Source organism: Alsobacter sp., assembly GCF_059501845.1.
The window spans coordinates 1-14,611 of the sequence record NZ_JCACDK010000008.1 but is presented as its reverse complement, the minus strand read 5'-3'; the positions used below and the strand labels follow the sequence as shown (position 1 = coordinate 14,611).

17 protein-coding genes are annotated in these 14,611 nt (G+C 68.9%); 12 read left to right on the top strand and 5 right to left on the bottom strand.

Annotation, left to right across the window (positions count from 1 at the left end):
• Window positions 1-30 precede the first annotated feature (30 nt).
• Both AC5JCN_RS06420 and AC5JCN_RS06415 read right to left on the bottom strand, forming a co-directional pair.
• The gene (locus AC5JCN_RS06420; RefSeq protein ID WP_495754204.1) at window positions 31-993 is read right to left on the bottom strand and encodes a DnaJ C-terminal domain-containing protein; all 963 of its coding nucleotides are present in this window, start codon (window positions 991-993) and stop codon (window positions 31-33) included.
• Between the two features lie 136 nt (window positions 994-1,129).
• Window positions 1,130-1,534: an RT0821/Lpp0805 family surface protein gene (locus AC5JCN_RS06415; protein ID WP_495754203.1), complete on the bottom strand. Its 405-nt coding sequence runs from the start codon at window positions 1,532-1,534 to the stop codon at window positions 1,130-1,132.
• A 130-nt stretch (window positions 1,535-1,664) separates the two neighbouring features.
• Between AC5JCN_RS06415 and pdxH the strand changes: the two genes are divergently transcribed.
• The 4 genes from pdxH to AC5JCN_RS06395 are packed head-to-tail and all read left to right on the top strand — an operon-like array spanning window position 1,665 to window position 4,105.
• Entirely contained in the window at window positions 1,665-2,267 is a 603-nt protein-coding gene (gene pdxH, locus AC5JCN_RS06410; protein ID WP_495754202.1) for a pyridoxamine 5'-phosphate oxidase, read from the top strand.
• A gap of 51 nt (window positions 2,268-2,318) precedes the next feature.
• Window positions 2,319-3,068 (top strand): SDR family NAD(P)-dependent oxidoreductase, encoded by a 750-nt coding sequence (locus tag AC5JCN_RS06405; protein ID WP_495754311.1) that lies wholly within the window; start codon window positions 2,319-2,321, stop codon window positions 3,066-3,068.
• A 27-nt stretch (window positions 3,069-3,095) separates the two neighbouring features.
• Window positions 3,096-3,539: an NUDIX hydrolase gene (locus tag AC5JCN_RS06400; protein WP_495754201.1), complete on the top strand. Its 444-nt coding sequence runs from the start codon at window positions 3,096-3,098 to the stop codon at window positions 3,537-3,539.
• Complete coding sequence (locus AC5JCN_RS06395; protein WP_495754200.1) at window positions 3,536-4,105, top strand: TIGR02301 family protein; 570 nt, start codon at window positions 3,536-3,538, stop codon at window positions 4,103-4,105. The genes AC5JCN_RS06400 and AC5JCN_RS06395 overlap by 4 nt, the downstream gene beginning before the upstream one ends.
• Window position 4,106: 1 nt before the next feature.
• On the opposite strand, the gene AC5JCN_RS06390 is transcribed toward AC5JCN_RS06395, so the two are convergent.
• Complete coding sequence (locus AC5JCN_RS06390; RefSeq protein WP_495754199.1) at window positions 4,107-4,454, bottom strand: Lin0512 family protein; 348 nt, start codon at window positions 4,452-4,454, stop codon at window positions 4,107-4,109.
• 47 nt (window positions 4,455-4,501) lie between these two features.
• A complete protein-coding gene (locus AC5JCN_RS06385) occupies window positions 4,502-5,842 on the bottom strand; it encodes a dihydroorotase (protein WP_495754198.1) in 1,341 nt (446 codons plus the stop codon).
• A gap of 88 nt (window positions 5,843-5,930) precedes the next feature.
• On the opposite strand from AC5JCN_RS06385, the gene ygfZ reads away from it, so the two are divergent.
• From ygfZ to AC5JCN_RS06360, 5 genes are all read left to right on the top strand, one after another.
• Window positions 5,931-6,815: a CAF17-like 4Fe-4S cluster assembly/insertion protein YgfZ gene (gene ygfZ, locus AC5JCN_RS06380; RefSeq protein WP_495754197.1), complete on the top strand. Its 885-nt coding sequence runs from the start codon at window positions 5,931-5,933 to the stop codon at window positions 6,813-6,815.
• Window positions 6,812-7,420, top strand: coding sequence for a DNA-3-methyladenine glycosylase I (locus tag AC5JCN_RS06375; RefSeq protein ID WP_495754196.1), 609 nt, complete (start codon window positions 6,812-6,814; stop codon window positions 7,418-7,420). The genes ygfZ and AC5JCN_RS06375 overlap by 4 nt, the downstream gene beginning before the upstream one ends.
• A 2-nt stretch (window positions 7,421-7,422) precedes the next feature.
• Complete coding sequence (locus tag AC5JCN_RS06370; protein ID WP_495754195.1) at window positions 7,423-8,034, top strand: HD domain-containing protein; 612 nt, start codon at window positions 7,423-7,425, stop codon at window positions 8,032-8,034.
• A gap of 7 nt (window positions 8,035-8,041) precedes the next feature.
• Entirely contained in the window at window positions 8,042-8,554 is a 513-nt protein-coding gene (locus AC5JCN_RS06365; RefSeq protein WP_495754194.1) for a tyrosine phosphatase family protein, read from the top strand.
• An 84-nt stretch (window positions 8,555-8,638) separates the two neighbouring features.
• Entirely contained in the window at window positions 8,639-11,425 is a 2,787-nt protein-coding gene (locus AC5JCN_RS06360) for a DUF2339 domain-containing protein (protein WP_495754193.1), read from the top strand.
• Here the strand turns inward: AC5JCN_RS06360 and ald are convergent.
• On the bottom strand, window positions 11,420-12,538 hold the full coding sequence (ald, locus tag AC5JCN_RS06355) for an alanine dehydrogenase (protein WP_495754192.1): 1,119 nt from the start codon (window positions 12,536-12,538) through the stop codon (window positions 11,420-11,422). The genes AC5JCN_RS06360 and ald overlap by 6 nt on opposite strands.
• Before the next feature lie 132 nt (window positions 12,539-12,670).
• Here ald and AC5JCN_RS06350 point away from each other — a divergent pair, with 132 nt between their 5' ends.
• The 3 genes from AC5JCN_RS06350 to AC5JCN_RS06340 form a co-directional block, all read left to right on the top strand.
• Window positions 12,671-13,132, top strand: a complete 462-nt coding sequence (locus tag AC5JCN_RS06350) for an Lrp/AsnC family transcriptional regulator (RefSeq protein ID WP_495754191.1) — start codon at window positions 12,671-12,673, stop codon at window positions 13,130-13,132.
• 63 nt (window positions 13,133-13,195) lie between these two features.
• On the top strand, window positions 13,196-13,465 hold the full coding sequence (locus AC5JCN_RS06345) for an exodeoxyribonuclease VII small subunit (protein ID WP_495754190.1): 270 nt from the start codon (window positions 13,196-13,198) through the stop codon (window positions 13,463-13,465).
• Window positions 13,466-13,552: 87 nt separating this feature from the next.
• Window positions 13,553-14,611, top strand: a 1,059-nt coding sequence (locus tag AC5JCN_RS06340; protein WP_495754189.1) for a 1-deoxy-D-xylulose-5-phosphate synthase N-terminal domain-containing protein, incomplete at its 3' end; no start/stop codon positions are given.

Below are 14,611 nucleotides of genomic sequence, written 5' to 3'. Positions count from 1 at the left end.
GGCGAGCGGCCGCCCGGCCGCCCGCAACCATCAGAAGTCCTTGCGTGGGTTCTCGACGCCGCTCTCGCGCCATTTCTCCATCAGCTCGCGCAGCTCCTGGCCGGCATCCGCCGGAAGCACGATTTCTAGCGTGACAAGCAGGTCGCCGGCGCCGTCCTTGGCCGGGAAGCCCTTGCCGCGCAGCCGCAGCGTCCGGCCCGAGGAGGTGTTCTTCGGGATGTTCACCTCCACCGCACCGTCCAGCGTGGGGACGCGCACATGGCCACCGAGCACGGCCTCGTCGAGGCCGACGGGAAGGCGCAGGCGCAGATCCTTGCCCTCGAGCGAAAAGCGCTTGTCCGGCTTCACCCTCACCGTAACCAGCAGGTCGCCGGGCGGGCCGCCGCTGGGACTCGGCTGACCCTGCCCCTTGAGGCGGACGACCTTGCCGTCGGTGACGCCCGCCGGGATCTTCACCTCGATCTCGCGACCGTTGCTGTAGGCGAGGCGCAGCTCGGTGCCCTTCGCAGCGTCGGCCAGCGATATCTCGGTCTCGCTCCGCAGGTCCTCGCCAGCCCTCGCCCGGCGCTGGCCGCCAGCGCCGCCGCGCATGCCGGCCTGTCCGAAAAGCTCGGAGAAGATGTCGCCCGGGTCCACGCCGGGTCCACCGCCACGTGCCCTGAAGCCGCCGCTCGCCGGATCGAAACCGAAGGAGAAGCCCTCGAATCCCGCCCGGTTGGCCCCGCCTGGGCCGGCTCCCGCGCCGAACCCCTCGAAGCCGGCATAGCGCGGCTTGCCGTCCGGGCCGATCTCGCCGGCGTCGAACTGCTTCCGCTTCTCGCTGTCGCCCAGGATCTCATACGCGTTGTTGAGCTCCGAGAATTTGTCCCGGGCGTTCGGGTCGTCCTTGTTCCTGTCGGGATGGTACGTCTTGGCAAGACGGCGGAACGCCTTCTTGATCTCCGCGTCGTCGGCCGACCGCGGAACGCCCAGGACGTCATAGGGATCGCGCATGCGCAGGACACCTCCGGATGGAAAGTGTGGCATGCGGGACCCGTGCCAGCGACCTTGCCGGCCCGGACGAATCCCCACGCCACCGAATTCACTTCGTCATGTGGGGTGAGTGTTGCGATTTGGCAACGCCTGCAAGTCAGCCCTGCGGATCGGGTCTGGTCTCGCGCACGGCCCAGGGACCGGCGCCTACCCGGCAGGCCGTCCCCGTCATGGCCCGCTCGGCCCCGGGAACCGCGACCCGGGCCTTGTAGCTCCGGCACAGCCTGTCGTCGTGCACGAAGGCTTCCCCTGCAGCCACGAACGATCCGGACATGCCAGAACCCTGGTTGCTCCAGGAAGCGGTCTGGCCCGCATGCTCCGGATCCAGCGCCGTCTCGAGCGCCGGCCGGGCAACCTCCCAGTCGGCATCGGTCGAACCCGGCCCGAGCGGCGCCACGGCGGGCGTGATCGAGCCTGTCGTCTCCGGATCGGAGACGAGCGGAGGCAGGGGAAAGCTCATCGAGCAGCCAGCGGCAGCGAGGCCGAGGGCGGAAAGTGCCAAGATCAGCCCGCAAGAACGCACGAGCCCGTTTCCTTCACCGAGGTTTCGCCCCATAACTCCACCTGTTCGGAGGCGGCCAGACCGTCTTCCGCACAATCAGATCGTTCCGATTAAGTCGGTGGAAGTGTTAATGTCCGGTGACTTCTCCGGGGCTGAAGACCCCTTTGCGCTCTTCGACGAGTGGTTCGGCGAAGCCAAGGCTTCCGAGCCGAACGACCCCAACGCCATGGCGCTCGCCACCGTGGACGAGGATGGTCTACCCGATGTCCGGATGGTTCTGCTGAAGGGCGTGGACCGGCAGGGCTTCGTCTTCTACACGAACACGCAGTCCGCCAAGGGCCGTGAACTCGCGGGCACTCCCAAGGCCGCCGTCGTGTTTCACTGGAAGAGCCTGCGCCGCCAGGTCCGCGTCCGGGGTCCGGTGACCCGCGTTTCGGACGAGGAGGCGGACGCCTACTTCCAGTCGCGCCCTCGCGACAGCCGGATCGGCGCCTGGGCCAGCCAGCAGTCACGGCCGCTCGAGAGCCGGTTCGCGCTGGAGAAGGCTGTCGCGGTGTATGCCGCCAGATACGCCGTGGGCGAGGTTCCCCGCCCGCCCCACTGGACCGGCTTCCGAATCGATCCCATCTACATGGAGTTTTGGCAGGACCGTCCGTTCCGGCTTCACGACCGGGTCGTCTTCCGGCGCGATCAAGGCGCCGGCGACTGGTCGCGCGAGCGCCTGTATCCCTGATCCCAGCAGCCGCGCCGCGGCCGCCGAAGCAGTATTGGACACGACATGCCGATGACGCAGACGGACAATGGCGTTCGCCGCACCATGCTGCTCACCGGTGCGAGCCGGGGTATCGGGCATGCCACGGTGAAGCGCTTCTCGGCCGCGGGCTGGCGGGTCATCACCTGTTCGCGCCATCCCTTCCCGGAAAATTGCCCGTGGGAGATGGGGCCGGAGGACCACATTCAGGTGGACCTCGCCGATCCCGACAACACCGAGGACGCGATTGCCGAGGTCCGCAGCCGGCTGGAAGGCGGAAGGCTCGATGCCCTCGTCAACAACGCCGGCATTTCGCCCAAGGGCGAGAACGGCGCCCGGCTGGGCACCATAGAAACGCGGCTCTCCGACTGGCTGAAGGTGTTCCACGTCAACTTCTTCGCGCCGGTGATGCTGGCACGTGGGCTGGTGGAAGAGCTCAAGGCGGCCAAGGGCTCGGTCGTGAACGTCACGTCGATCGCCGGCTCGCGCGTCCACCCCTTCGCGGGTGCCGCCTATGCCACGTCCAAGGCCGCCCTCGCGGGGCTGACGCGCGAGATGGCGGCTGACTTCGGTCCGCTCGGCGTTCGCGTGAACGCCATCTCGCCCGGAGAGATCGATACCGCCATCCTGTCGCCCGGAACCGACAAGATCGTCGCGCAGATCCCGATGCGCCGGCTGGGCACACCTGAGGAGGTCGCCAAGGCGATCTACTTCCTCTGCACCGACCAGTCGAGCTATGTGCATGGGGCAGAGATTCACATCAATGGCGGCCAGCACGTCTGAGTCGCCGCCGAGCGGGGCAATCAGACGGTGAGCGACGGGCGCAGTTATCCCACGCGGCCGATTCTGGCGGCCAGCATTGCGGTGTTCCGCAACGGAAAGGTGCTGCTGGCAGCGCGGACGAAGCCGCCGGGGCCAGCCCTCTTCTCGCTTCCGGGCGGCCTCGTCGAGGTGGGCGAGACGCTCCAGGAAGCGGCTCTGCGCGAGCTCGACGAGGAAGTCGCCGTGAGGGCCGAGATCATCGGCTTTGCAGGGCACGTCGAGGTCATCCAGCGCGATGCCACGGGCGCCGTCGAGAGACACTTCGTGGTCAGCGCCTTTGCGGCACGCTGGGCCTCCGGCGAACCGCAGACCGGCCCCGAAGCGCAGGCGGTCATCTTCATCGATCCCGCCGAGATCGGCACGCTGAAGACCACGCCCGGGCTCGGCCCCATCGTCGAGAGAGCCCGTGAACTCGTGGAGGGCGCGGCGTGAGGCTGCGGGGAAGCCTGGCAGCGGCGGCTGTCGCAGCAATGCTCGCGGCAGGAGCGCAACCGGCGGAGGCGCAGTTCTTCTGGCCCTGGCAGAAGCGGCCAGAGCCGCCACCGCAGGTCGTGCCTGCCCCTGCACCGGCATCCCCCGCCGCCCCGAAGAAGCCGGCTGCTCCCAAGCCCAAGCAGGCGGCGAAGCCCGATGCTTCGAAGCCCGGCGACGGCAAGGCCGACGGAAAGCAGGCCGAGGAGGCACCCGAGCCCCCTCCCCCTCCGTATGAACCCCAGCTCCTTCGACTCTCGGAGATCATTGGCGCGCTGGCCTTCCTGCGCCCTCTCTGCGCAGGCAAGGACGAGCAGGACTGGCGCGTTCGCATGTCTGAGCTGATCGAGGCGGAAGCCTCGACCCAGCCCCGCAAGGAAAGGCTGGCGGGGGCCTTCAACAGAGGCTTCCGCGAGTATGGGCTGGTCTACCGGCGCTGCACCCCGGCGGCGGAACTCGCCATCGACCGCTTTCTCGCCGAGGCGGGAACCCTGACCCGTGAACTCGCCAGCCGGTACGGCGGCTGACTCAGGTCTCGATCGCGAGTTCGACGACCGCCAGAACGATCAGCACATTGCCGCTGTTGCGATAGAGAGGCGTGCTCATGCCGCCCTTGCCCTCGACGACGGTGATCTCGCCGACGGGCAGCAGCTCCTTGATCGCGGCGTGGTCGACCGGTCCGGCCCCCTCGGGAAGGCCGAGGCGGACGGTGACGGTGAGCTTGCCGGGAATGGCCTCCATGATCGCGGGCAACCCGGGCAGGCCGTTGCTGCCCACCGAATCCCGCACGGCCCGGCACGCGGCCTTCGTCGCATCCTCGCCGCGCAGATCGACGCCCTTGCCGATCTCCAGCACCATCACCTTACGCTCGCCCATTCCCGTCCTCCCCTGCCGCCTTTCGCGGTCGCTCCTTGTGCTCCCGCTCAGCCCTGCGGCTCGAGAGTCTCGTGGAACATAGCAGGGCGGCCGGTGGAGGGCGCAAGCAGGTCCCCGTCCCACATCACCGTCTCGCCCCGGACGAGCGTGCCGACCGGCCAGCCCGTGACGGTGACACCGTCGTAGGGCGTCCAGCGCGATTTGGACGCGATCCAGCGATTGCTGATGGTTTCGCGGCGCTTCAGGTCCACGATGGTCAGGTCTGCGTCGTATCCCACGGCGATCCTGCCCTTGCGCGCCAGCCCGAAGAGCCGCGCCGGTCCCGCGCTCGTCATGTCGGCGAAGCGTTGCAGGGTCATGCGGCCTGCATGGACGTGGTCGAGCATCAGCGGCACCAGCGTCTGCACGCCTGTCATGCCGGAGGGTGAGGCCGGGTAGGGCTTGGCCTTCTCCTCCAGCGTATGGGGAGCGTGGTCGGAGCCGAGGATGTCGGCGATTCCCTGCCGCACGCCCCACCAGAGCACCTGCCGGTGGGACGCGTTGCGGATGGGCGGGTTCATCTGGACGAGCGTCCCGAGCCGCGGGTACGCCTCCTCGCCGTCCAGGGTCAAATGATTGGGCGTGACCTCGCAGGAGGCGACGTGCTTCCAGCTGGCGAGGTAGCGCATCTCCTCGGCCGTCGAGATGTGAAGCACGTGGATCCGCGCGCCCACCCCGGCCGCGATCGCGACGAGGCGCTTCGTGCAGCTGAGCGCAACCGATGGCGAGCGCCACTCGGGATGCGTCGAGGGATCGCCCTCCACGCGCAACTCGCGGCGGGCGCGCAGCATCTCCTCGTCCTCGGAGTGGAAGGCGGCGCGGCGGCGGGTCCGCCGCAGGATCTCGCGCACGCCGGCATCGTCCTCCACCAGCAGCGAGCCGGTCGACGATCCCATGAACACCTTGATCCCGGCCGCGCCGGGCAGGCGCTCGAGTTCCGCCACGTCGGCCGCGTTCTCGTGGGTACCCCCCACCCAGAAGGCGAAGTCGCAATGCATGCGGCCGGTCCCGCGCCGGATCTTGTCGGCGAGCGCCTCCGGCGTAGTCGTCTGCGGGTCGGTGTTGGGCATCTCGAACACGGTCGTGACGCCGCCCATCACCGCGGCACGAGAGCCGCTTTCCAGGTCTTCCTTGTGCTCAAGCCCCGGCTCGCGGAAATGCACCTGAGTGTCGATGACGCCGGGAAGCACCGTCAAACCGGCGCAGTCCATGACCTTGCCAGCCGATGCGTCCCGGGACACGCCGATGGCCGCGATGCGTCCGCCGGTGATGCCGATGTCGCGGACGCCTATTCCGTCCTGGTTGACGACCTCGCCGCCACGCAGGATCACGTCGTAGGTTTCGGCCATGTCCACCTCCGGCCTTGATGGAGCCAGGGCGCGGCATACGTAACCGTCACTCCCGGCGCAAGCCCGGACCGTTCCCGGAGGACACACGATGCCTATCGCCCTGCTCGCGGACCGCGCCGTCGTCCGCGTCTCGGGAGAGGATGCCCGCTCGTTCCTCGACGGGCTCGTCACCTGCGACATGGACAAGGTCGGCGCCGACAGGCCGCGCTATGGGGCGCTGCTGACGCCCCAGGGCAAGATCATCGCGGACTTCATCGTCGTGCAGGCCGATGGCGAGCTGGGCGGCTCCTTCTACCTCGACGTGCCCGGCATCGCGGCTGGCGACCTCGTCAAGCGGCTCACCATGTACCGCCTGCGGGCAAAGGTAGCGGTCGACGATCTCTTCGCTACGCTCGCCGTCGTGGTGCGCTGGAACGAGGACCGCTGGCCGGAAGGGCTCGGCATCGTCTGCCGCGACCCGCGTGACCCCGAACTCGGCGACCGGTTGATGGCCGAGCGGGACAGGGCGGAGTCGCTCGCCACCGCCGATGAGGCGGAGTGGACCGCCTGGCGGGTGGCACGCGGGATCCCCGAGGGCGGCGTCGACTTCGGTTTCAACGACGCCTTCCCGCACGAAGCGGACATGGACCAGCTGGAGGGTGTCGACTTCGACAAGGGCTGTTATGTCGGCCAGGAGGTCGTGTCCCGCATGCAGCACCGCGGCAGCGTCCGCACCAGGATCGTGCCTGTCGATTTCGCGGACGGAACGGCACCTCCGGCTGGCACCGAGATCCTGGCCGCCGGGAAACCGGCCGGACGCGTCGGCAGTGCCGGCCAGTCGGGCGCCGCGCTCGCCCTCCTGCGGCTCGATCGCGTCGACGACGCTCTCACGGAGGGTGCTCCGGTCGAGGCCGATGGCCGCCGGTTGACGCTGCGCCGGCCGCCCTTTGCCCGCTTCCCGATTCCCGGCATTGACGCTAAAGCGGAGGAATGAATCGCGAACCGATCCTGCACCCCGACGGCAAGGCCCGCTGCCCGTGGCCAGGGACGGACCCGCTCTACGTCGCCTATCACGACGAGGAGTGGGGCGTTCCGGAGTATGACGACCGGGCGTTGTTCGAAAAGCTTCTTTTGGACGGCTTCCAGGCCGGGCTGTCCTGGATCACCATCCTGCGCAAGCGCGACAGTTTCCGGGCGGCCTTCGACGGTTTCGAGGCGGAGCGCATGGCGCGCTACGACGAGGCGAAGTGCACGGCGCTGATGACCGATCCCGGCATCGTGCGGAACAGGTCGAAAATCGAAAGCGCCGTCCGCAGCGCCCGCGCCTATCTCGACATCCAGGAGAAGCAGGGCTTTTCGGCCTATCTCTGGAATTTCGTCGACGGGCGGCCGCTCCAGAGCAGCTTCCGCCACCTCGGCGAAGTGCCTGCCGAAACTGAGATTTCGAAGAAGATCTCGAAGGACCTGAAGAACAGGGGCTTCAATTTCGTCGGCCCGACCATCGTCTACGCCTTCATGCAGGCGGTTGGCATGACCAACGACCATCTGGTGGGCTGCTATCGGTACGCCGAGGTCGCTGCCCTTCCGCCGCGGGCCTGACAATGGCCGCACCGCGCGCCTGGCAGCGAATGCTTTCCGGACGACGGCTGGACCTGCTCGACCCCTCGCCGCTCGACGTGGAGATCGAGGACATCGCGCACGGCCTCGCCAGGGTCGCCCGCTGGAACGGTCAGACACGTGGCGACCACGTCTTCTCCGTCGCCCAGCATTCCCTGCTGGTCGAGGCGATTGCGGCCGAGATCGCGCCGGAGAGCGTCCCCGCCGTCCGCCTCGCCGTGTTGCTGCACGACGCGCCCGAATACGTGATCGGCGACATCATCTCGCCGTTCAAGGCCGTGCTCGGCGAGGGCTACAAGGGCGTAGAGAACCGGCTGCTCGGCGCAATCCTGCTGCGCTTCGGCCTGCCTGCAGATCCCGCCAAGCCCGTGGTCGCCCTCACCAAGGCCGCGGACAGGGCTGCTGCCTACCTCGAGGCCACACATCTCGCCGGCTTCGCGGCGGCGGAGGCAACGAAGTTTTTCGGCCGCCCAGCTGCCACACCACCCCGCATAGAAGCCTGGGTAACCCCATGGACGGCGGGTGACGCTGAGAGCCGCTTCCTGGAGCGCTTCGTCGAACTCGAAGCGCGCCGCGCCGATTCGCAGCCTTTCTGAGGTGCCCATGCCTGCCATCTACGTCACGCCACTGTCGCGTCTCGCCGAAACCGTCGATGCCGCCGATGCAAGCCATCTCGTGACGCTGGTGACGGAGGGTACCGGGGTGGTTCGACCGCCGCGCATCGAGCACGGACGGCATCTCTTCATCGGCGTCAGCGACATCGTAGACCCGATGGACGGCCACATTCTCCCCGCCGTGTCGCATGTGGAGCGGCTCGTCGATTTCGTGCGCGACTGGGACCGGTCTTCGCCCCTTGTCATCCATTGCTGGGCTGGGATCAGTCGCTCGACCGCCGCGGCCTACATCTCGCTATGCGCACTTCTGCCGGAAGCAGACGAGGTCGATCTCGCGCGGCGGCTCCGTTCGGCGGCGCCGTCGGCCACCCCGAACGCGAGGCTGGTTTCGCTGGCCGACGCTCACCTCGACCGAAGCGGACGGATGATCGCTGCTATTGCCGGTATCGGCCGGGGAGCGGAAGCCTATGAGGGGACCCCGTTCAGGCTTGACGTCGCCTGATCGATGGCGGTGTGCCACTTGAGTTTGCGCACGTTTTCGCAAGCAACCCTGGGTTAGTCTCCGCTCTTCGCGGGGACGCCACCCATGGAATTCGTGCTGCTCGCACTGCTCGCGCTCGCCATCCCGGTGCTGGGGATCGTCGGCTTTTTCCGGACCGTTTCCCTGTCCCGACGCCTGCAGGAGGCCGAGACGCGCCTCGTGGCGGTCGAGCGCCAGCTGGCGCGGGGGATCCTTGTTCCTCCTGCCGCGACGGCCGCCCCCGCCGAAGAGGCCGAACTGGGGCCTGAGCCCCAGCCCACTGACGGAGAAGCGGCGGCGCAGCAGCCTCCAGTGCAAGCAGCCGGCGCCGGCGCGCCTGCACAGGACGACGGCGACGAACCCGCGCTGCCCGGGAGCGAGCCAGCAAGTCCCGGCACGTGGGGCACGGCGCCGGCTCGGCCCGCTCCGGGCCGAAGCTTCGAGGAGGTGGTGGGCACGCGCTGGGCCGTGTGGGTTGGCGGCGTGGCGCTCGGCCTCGGCGGCATCTTCCTGGTGCGCTACTCGATCGAGCAGGGCTGGTTCGGCCCCGCCGCCCGCGTGGCGATGGGAGCGCTTTTCGCCCTGGCTCTTTTCGCCGCCGGCGAGTTCACCCGCCGGCGCGAGCGCTTGGCCGGCGTCGTTCCCCTTCCCGGCCAGGCGGCCGCTCATGTGCCGAGTGTCCTCACTGCGGCCGGAACCCTGTCCGCCTTCGCCACGGTCTACGCCGCGCACGCCCTCTACGGCATGATCGGCTCGGCGACGGCCTTCGTGCTCCTCGGCCTCGTGGGGCTGGGATCACTGGCGCTTGCCGCGATCCACGGCCCGGCGCTGGCGGCCATCGGCCTCGTCGCGGCCTTTGCGGCGCCGCTGCTCGTGTCGTCCGGGGCGCCCGATGCATGGGCTCCCGTCGTCTATGTGGCGATCGTCGCGGCGGCCGGATACACGCTGGCGCGCGTCAGGCTATGGCCCTGGCTTGCGGCCTCCGCTGCTGGCGGCGGAATAGCCTGGGGCATCCTGCTGCTGCTCGGGCCTGGCGGCTTCCAGAATCCCACCCTCGTCCACATCGTCCTGCAGACTGCGCTGGCGGTGATCTTCCTCGCCGTCTTGCCCTATGCCGGACGGCGTGACGACCCCGGCCCACCCGACCGCCTCGCCCTTGGAGCGCTGGCTGCCTTCGGCGCGCTCGCCGTCCTCGCACTGGCGAGCTTCGACGATCTCGGCGGCGTGCGGCCGGTCTTCGCCGGCCTCATGCTGGCTATGATGCTGTTGGCCGCATGGAGGGCCGCCCCGGTGGCGCTCGCCTCTGCTTTCGGAGGCGTCGTGGCGCTCGCCGCCCTCTGGACGTGGCCGGTCGCGAGCGAGGCGTCCCTGGAGGGCACGACCATGCTGCCCGGTCCACTCGCGCTGCCACCGATGCCGGATGCCGTGTGGCTGTTCCTGCTGTCCTCGGTGATCTTCGGCAGCGCGCTGGCGGCCTCCGCGTTCATCCGGTTGATGCGTGGCGAGACACTTCCGTTTGTCGCTTCAGCCCTGCACGCGGCTGCCGGTGTCGCCGGTCCGCTGCTGATTCTCTTCGTGGCCTGGCTGCGCGTGGAAGGTCTGTCCTCCTCGGTCCCGTTTGCCCTCGTGGCACTCGGTGCAGGCGCGGCGATGGCCGGCCTTGCCCGGCTCTTCGCCCGCACTGAGCCCGGAAGTGCCGCGCACCTCGTCGGGCTGGAAGCCTTCGCGGCCGGGGCACTGGCTGCGCTGGGGCTGGGCCTCGCCATCGCCTTCGAACGCAACGTGCTCACCATGGCCATGGCACTGGCCGCGCTCGGAGGGGCCTGGGTGACGACACGCACGGGGCTCGGCCTGCTGCGGATCGGTGTCGGCGTCCTTGCCGTCCTCACCGCCGCCCGCTTCGCCACCGACCCATCCGCAGGGGTAGACGGGGTCGGAGCGACACCGATCTTCAACGCCCTGCTGTGGACCTACGGTGTTCCCGCGCTGTGCTTCTGGACGGCGTCACGCCTGCTTGGCCGGCAGGGAGACTCGCGCGTCGCTGGCCTGTGCGAAGCCGTGTCCGTGTCGCTGGCGGGCCTGCTCGTGGCTTTCGAGCTGCGGCACTGGTTCTCGGGCGGCGATATGTTCGGCGGCGTGCCGGGCCACCTCGAGGTCGGTCTGGACGTCTTCGTCGCGCTGCTCGCCAGCGCCGTCCTGTCGGGCCTCGGGCCCGGGCGGACCAGCCTCGTCCTCAAGGTTGCCGCCTACGCCTATGGCGGGCTCGGCGCGGCCGGGGCGCTGGCCGGCCTCTTTCTTTTCAACAACCCGCTTCTGGACTGGAGCGGCGAAACGGTGCTGGGGGGCGCGGTGTTCAACTCGCTGCTCGCGGCCTACGCGCTTCCCGCTGTCGCCGCCGGCGTGCTCGCCATGCGATCCCGCGAAACACGGCCGCCCGTCTTCGTGCTCGCCGCGGCGGCGCTGTCTTTTCTGCTCGCCCTGGCGTGGCTGGTCCTGGAAGTCCGGCGCCTGTTCCAGGGTCCGGAGATCGGCCTCGACCGCCCGACGAGCGAGGCGGAACTCTACACCTACACCGCGGTGCTGCTGGTTACAGGTCTGCTCGCCCTCGCCTATGGCGTGATCCGCCGTTCCGCGCCGGCGCGCCTGGCATCGGCCGGGCTCATCCTGCTCGCGGTCGCCAAGGCCTTCCTTGTCGACATGGCAGGGCTGGAGGGGCCGCTGAGGGCGCTCTCCTTCATCGGGCTCGGCATCGTCCTCGTCGGGATCGGCCTCGCCTACCAGCGCCTGCTGTTCAGGGTCCGGCCGCCGGCAGCGCCCTCCGGGGAAGACGCGCCGGCGGCGGGGACGTCATAGGCCGAGGATGCTCTCGGCGGAGGCGTAGGGCAGGTTCTGCGCCTCGGCGACCGCCTGATACGTCACCTTGCCTTCATGCACGTTCAGGCCCGCGCGCAGGTGCTTGTCATCGGACAGGGCCTTGCGCCAGCCCTTGTCGGCCAGAGCCAGGGTGAACGGCAGCGTGACGTTGTTGAGCGCGAAGGTGGAGGTCCGCGCCACGGCGCCCGGCATGTTGGCGACGCAGTAGTGCACCACGTTGTCGACCACATAGGTGGGATCTGCGTGGGTCGTGGCGTGCGAAGTCTCGCAGCAGCCGCCCTGGTCGATGGCGACGTCGACGATCACCGAGCCTGGCTTCATCGTCTTCAGCATCTCACGCGTGATCAGCTTGGGCGCCGCGGCGCCCGGGATCAGCACGCAACCGATCAGCAGGTCGGCGCGCCGGACGAGTTCGCGGACAGCATCACGCGTAGAGAAGATCGTTCGCACGCCCGTGCCGAACTGCGTGGCGAGGCGGCGCAGCACGTCCGCCGAGCGGTCGACCACCGTGACGTTGGCGCCCATGCCGAGCGCGATGGTCGCGGCATGGGTGCCGGACACGCCGCCGCCCAGGATGATCACTTCCGCAGCCGGCACGCCGGGAACGCCGCCGAGCAGGATGCCCCTGCCGCCGGCAGCCTTCTCCAGGCAGTGCGCGCCGACCTGCGGCGCGAGCCGGCCCGCGACCTCCGACATCGGCGTCAGCAGCGGCAGGCCTCCCGACGCCGACGTGACGGTCTCGTATGCGATGCAGGTGGCACCGGACGCGATGAGGTCGTTGGTCTGCTCGGGATCGGGAGCAAGGTGGAGGTAGGTGAAGAGCACCTGGCCCGGCTGCAGGCGCGCGCGCTCGGAGGCGAGCGGCTCCTTGACCTTCACGACGAGCTCGGCCTTGGCGAACACGGTCGCGGCGTCGGTGACGATCCTGGCGCCGGCGGCCTCGTAGTCGGCATCGGCGATGCCGGAACCCAGGCCGGCGCCGTTCTCCACGATGACCTCGTGCCCGTGGTGGACGAGCTCGGTGACCGAGGACGGGACGAGACCCACCCGATACTCGTTGTTCTTGATCTCCTTCGGCACGCCGACCAGCATTCAACCCTCCCGTACGACTGATCGCGGATCATATCGCGACCCACCTCGTGCTTCCTCCGATTTTCAATTGTGGACGGGTACGAACGTCGCATATAGTTCTGCGCTGATCCTCGAGGGCGCAACAACATGCGAATGATCGATCTCGACGCGCGTGATCGTGCGATCCTCAGGATCCTGCAGCTGGACGGGCGGATCACCAACGCCGACCTCGCCGAACGCGTGAACCTGTCTCCCTCAGCATGCCTTCGCAGGGTGAAGCTGCTGGAAGAGAGCGGACTGGTGAAAGGCACGGTGACGCTGCTGGACGAGGCGGCGGCGGGCGTTCCCGGCACGGCTTTCGTGTTCGTGACGCTCGACCAGCAGGGCCGGCAGAGCCTCGACGCCTTCGAGGCCGCCGTGCTGGCCCATCCCGAGATCATGGAATGCTACCTGCTCGCGGGAACGGCGGACTATCTGCTGCGCATCGTTTTCGCCGACACGGCCGACTTCGAACGCATCCACCGCAACGCCCTCACAACCCTCCCCGGCGTCGTCCGCGTGCAGTCCACCCTGGCGCTGCGCACGGTGAAGCGCACGACCGCTCTGCCGGTGTGAGATGAACCGCGGCCTTGCAACCTCTGGACGGGGACCGATATACGGGCGTCACAGGAGACGACCGTGACCGACAGTTCCGCCGCGCCGTCCGAGATCACCGCGCTTCCGTTCGAAGCCGCGATGAAGGAGCTCGAGAGCATCGTGACCCGCCTGGAGCGCGGCGACGTGCCCCTCGAGGATTCGATCGCGATCTACGAGCGTGGCGAGGCGCTGAAGGCGCACTGCGAGGCTCTCCTGCGCCAGGCGGAGGCGAGGATCGAGAAGATCACCCTCGGCACGGACGGAAAGCCCCGGGGCGTCGAGCCCTTCGACGTTGACCGGCCCGGAGCCTGACGGCATCCCGATGACCTTTTCTCGCGATGGCCGCGACGCAGCGGCACTGCTTCATGCGGCGCGGCATGGCGCCATTCCGGTGCTCTCGTGACGAGGCCCGCGACGCCGCTCCTCGACACCGTCGCGACGCCGGCCGAAATCCGCGCTCTCGATGAGGCGCAGCTCCGCCAGCTTGCCGACGAGCTTCGCGCCGAGACGATCGACGCGGTCTCGGTGACCGGCGGGCATCTCGGCGCCGGGCTCGGCGTCGTCGAGCTCACCGTGGCGCTGCACTATGTCTTCGACACGCCGCGCGACCGGCTGATCTGGGACGTCGGCCACCAGGCCTACCCGCACAAGATCCTGACCGGCCGGCGCGACCGCATCCGGACCCTGCGCAAGGGTGGCGGGCTGTCGGGGTTCACGCGCCGGAGCGAGAGCGAGTACGACCCGTTCGGGGCGGCGCACTCCTCGACCTCGATCTCCGCCGGCCTCGGCATGGCAGTGGCCCGCGACCTGCAGGCCGGGACGAACAACGTCATTGCCGTCATCGGCGACGGCTCGATGTCGGCTGGCATGGCCTATGAGGCGATGAACAATGCCGGCGCCATGGACAGCCGGCTGATCGTCATCCTCAACGACAACGATATGTCGATCGCCCCGCCGGTGGGCGCCATGTCCGGCTATCTCTCCAGGCTCCTGTCCGGGCGCACCTACCGGTCGCTGCGCGATCTCGGCAAGAACATCACCGGGCACCTCCCCAAGCGGATCGACCATGCCATCACCCGGGCGGTGGAGCATGCGCGCGGCTTCATCACGGGCGGCACGCTGTTCGAGGAAATGGGCTTCTACTATGTCGGCCCGATCGACGGACACAATCTCGACCAGCTCCTGCCGGTCCTGAAGAACGTCCGGGACGCGCAGGCCGGGCCCATCCTCGTCCACGTCGTCACGCAAAAGGGCAAGGGCTACGCCCCGGCCGAGGCCTCGGCCGACAAGTACCACGGCGTCTCCTCGTTCGACGTGGTCACGGGTGCACAGGCCAAGCCCAAGGCCAACGCGCCGGCCTATACCCGCGTCTTCGCCCAGGAGCTCATCCGCGCCGCCCGCAGGGACGAGCGCGTCGTCGCCGTCACCGCCGCCATGCCGTCGGGCACCGGCCTCGAC

What these genes read in the sequence shown, in the direction of transcription:
- AC5JCN_RS06405 (WP_495754311.1), top strand. Translation starts at nt 2,319, where the DNA reads ATGACGCAGACGGACAATGGCGTTCGCCGCACCATGCTGCTCACCGGT.
- AC5JCN_RS06385 (WP_495754198.1), bottom strand. Translation starts at nt 5,842, where the DNA reads ATGGCCGAAACCTACGACGTGATCCTGCGTGGCGGCGAGGTCGTCAAC.
- AC5JCN_RS06420 (WP_495754204.1), bottom strand. Translation starts at nt 993, where the DNA reads ATGCGCGATCCCTATGACGTCCTGGGCGTTCCGCGGTCGGCCGACGAC.
- ald (WP_495754192.1), bottom strand. Translation starts at nt 12,538, where the DNA reads ATGCTGGTCGGCGTGCCGAAGGAGATCAAGAACAACGAGTATCGGGTG.
- AC5JCN_RS06350 (WP_495754191.1), top strand. Translation starts at nt 12,671, where the DNA reads ATGATCGATCTCGACGCGCGTGATCGTGCGATCCTCAGGATCCTGCAG.
- ygfZ (WP_495754197.1), top strand. Translation starts at nt 5,931, where the DNA reads ATGCCTATCGCCCTGCTCGCGGACCGCGCCGTCGTCCGCGTCTCGGGA.
- AC5JCN_RS06370 (WP_495754195.1), top strand. Translation starts at nt 7,423, where the DNA reads ATGGCCGCACCGCGCGCCTGGCAGCGAATGCTTTCCGGACGACGGCTG.
- AC5JCN_RS06390 (WP_495754199.1), bottom strand. Translation starts at nt 4,454, where the DNA reads ATGGGCGAGCGTAAGGTGATGGTGCTGGAGATCGGCAAGGGCGTCGAT.
- AC5JCN_RS06375 (WP_495754196.1), top strand. Translation starts at nt 6,812, where the DNA reads ATGAATCGCGAACCGATCCTGCACCCCGACGGCAAGGCCCGCTGCCCG.
- pdxH (WP_495754202.1), top strand. Translation starts at nt 1,665, where the DNA reads ATGTCCGGTGACTTCTCCGGGGCTGAAGACCCCTTTGCGCTCTTCGAC.
- AC5JCN_RS06360 (WP_495754193.1), top strand. Translation starts at nt 8,639, where the DNA reads ATGGAATTCGTGCTGCTCGCACTGCTCGCGCTCGCCATCCCGGTGCTG.
- AC5JCN_RS06365 (WP_495754194.1), top strand. Translation starts at nt 8,042, where the DNA reads ATGCCTGCCATCTACGTCACGCCACTGTCGCGTCTCGCCGAAACCGTC.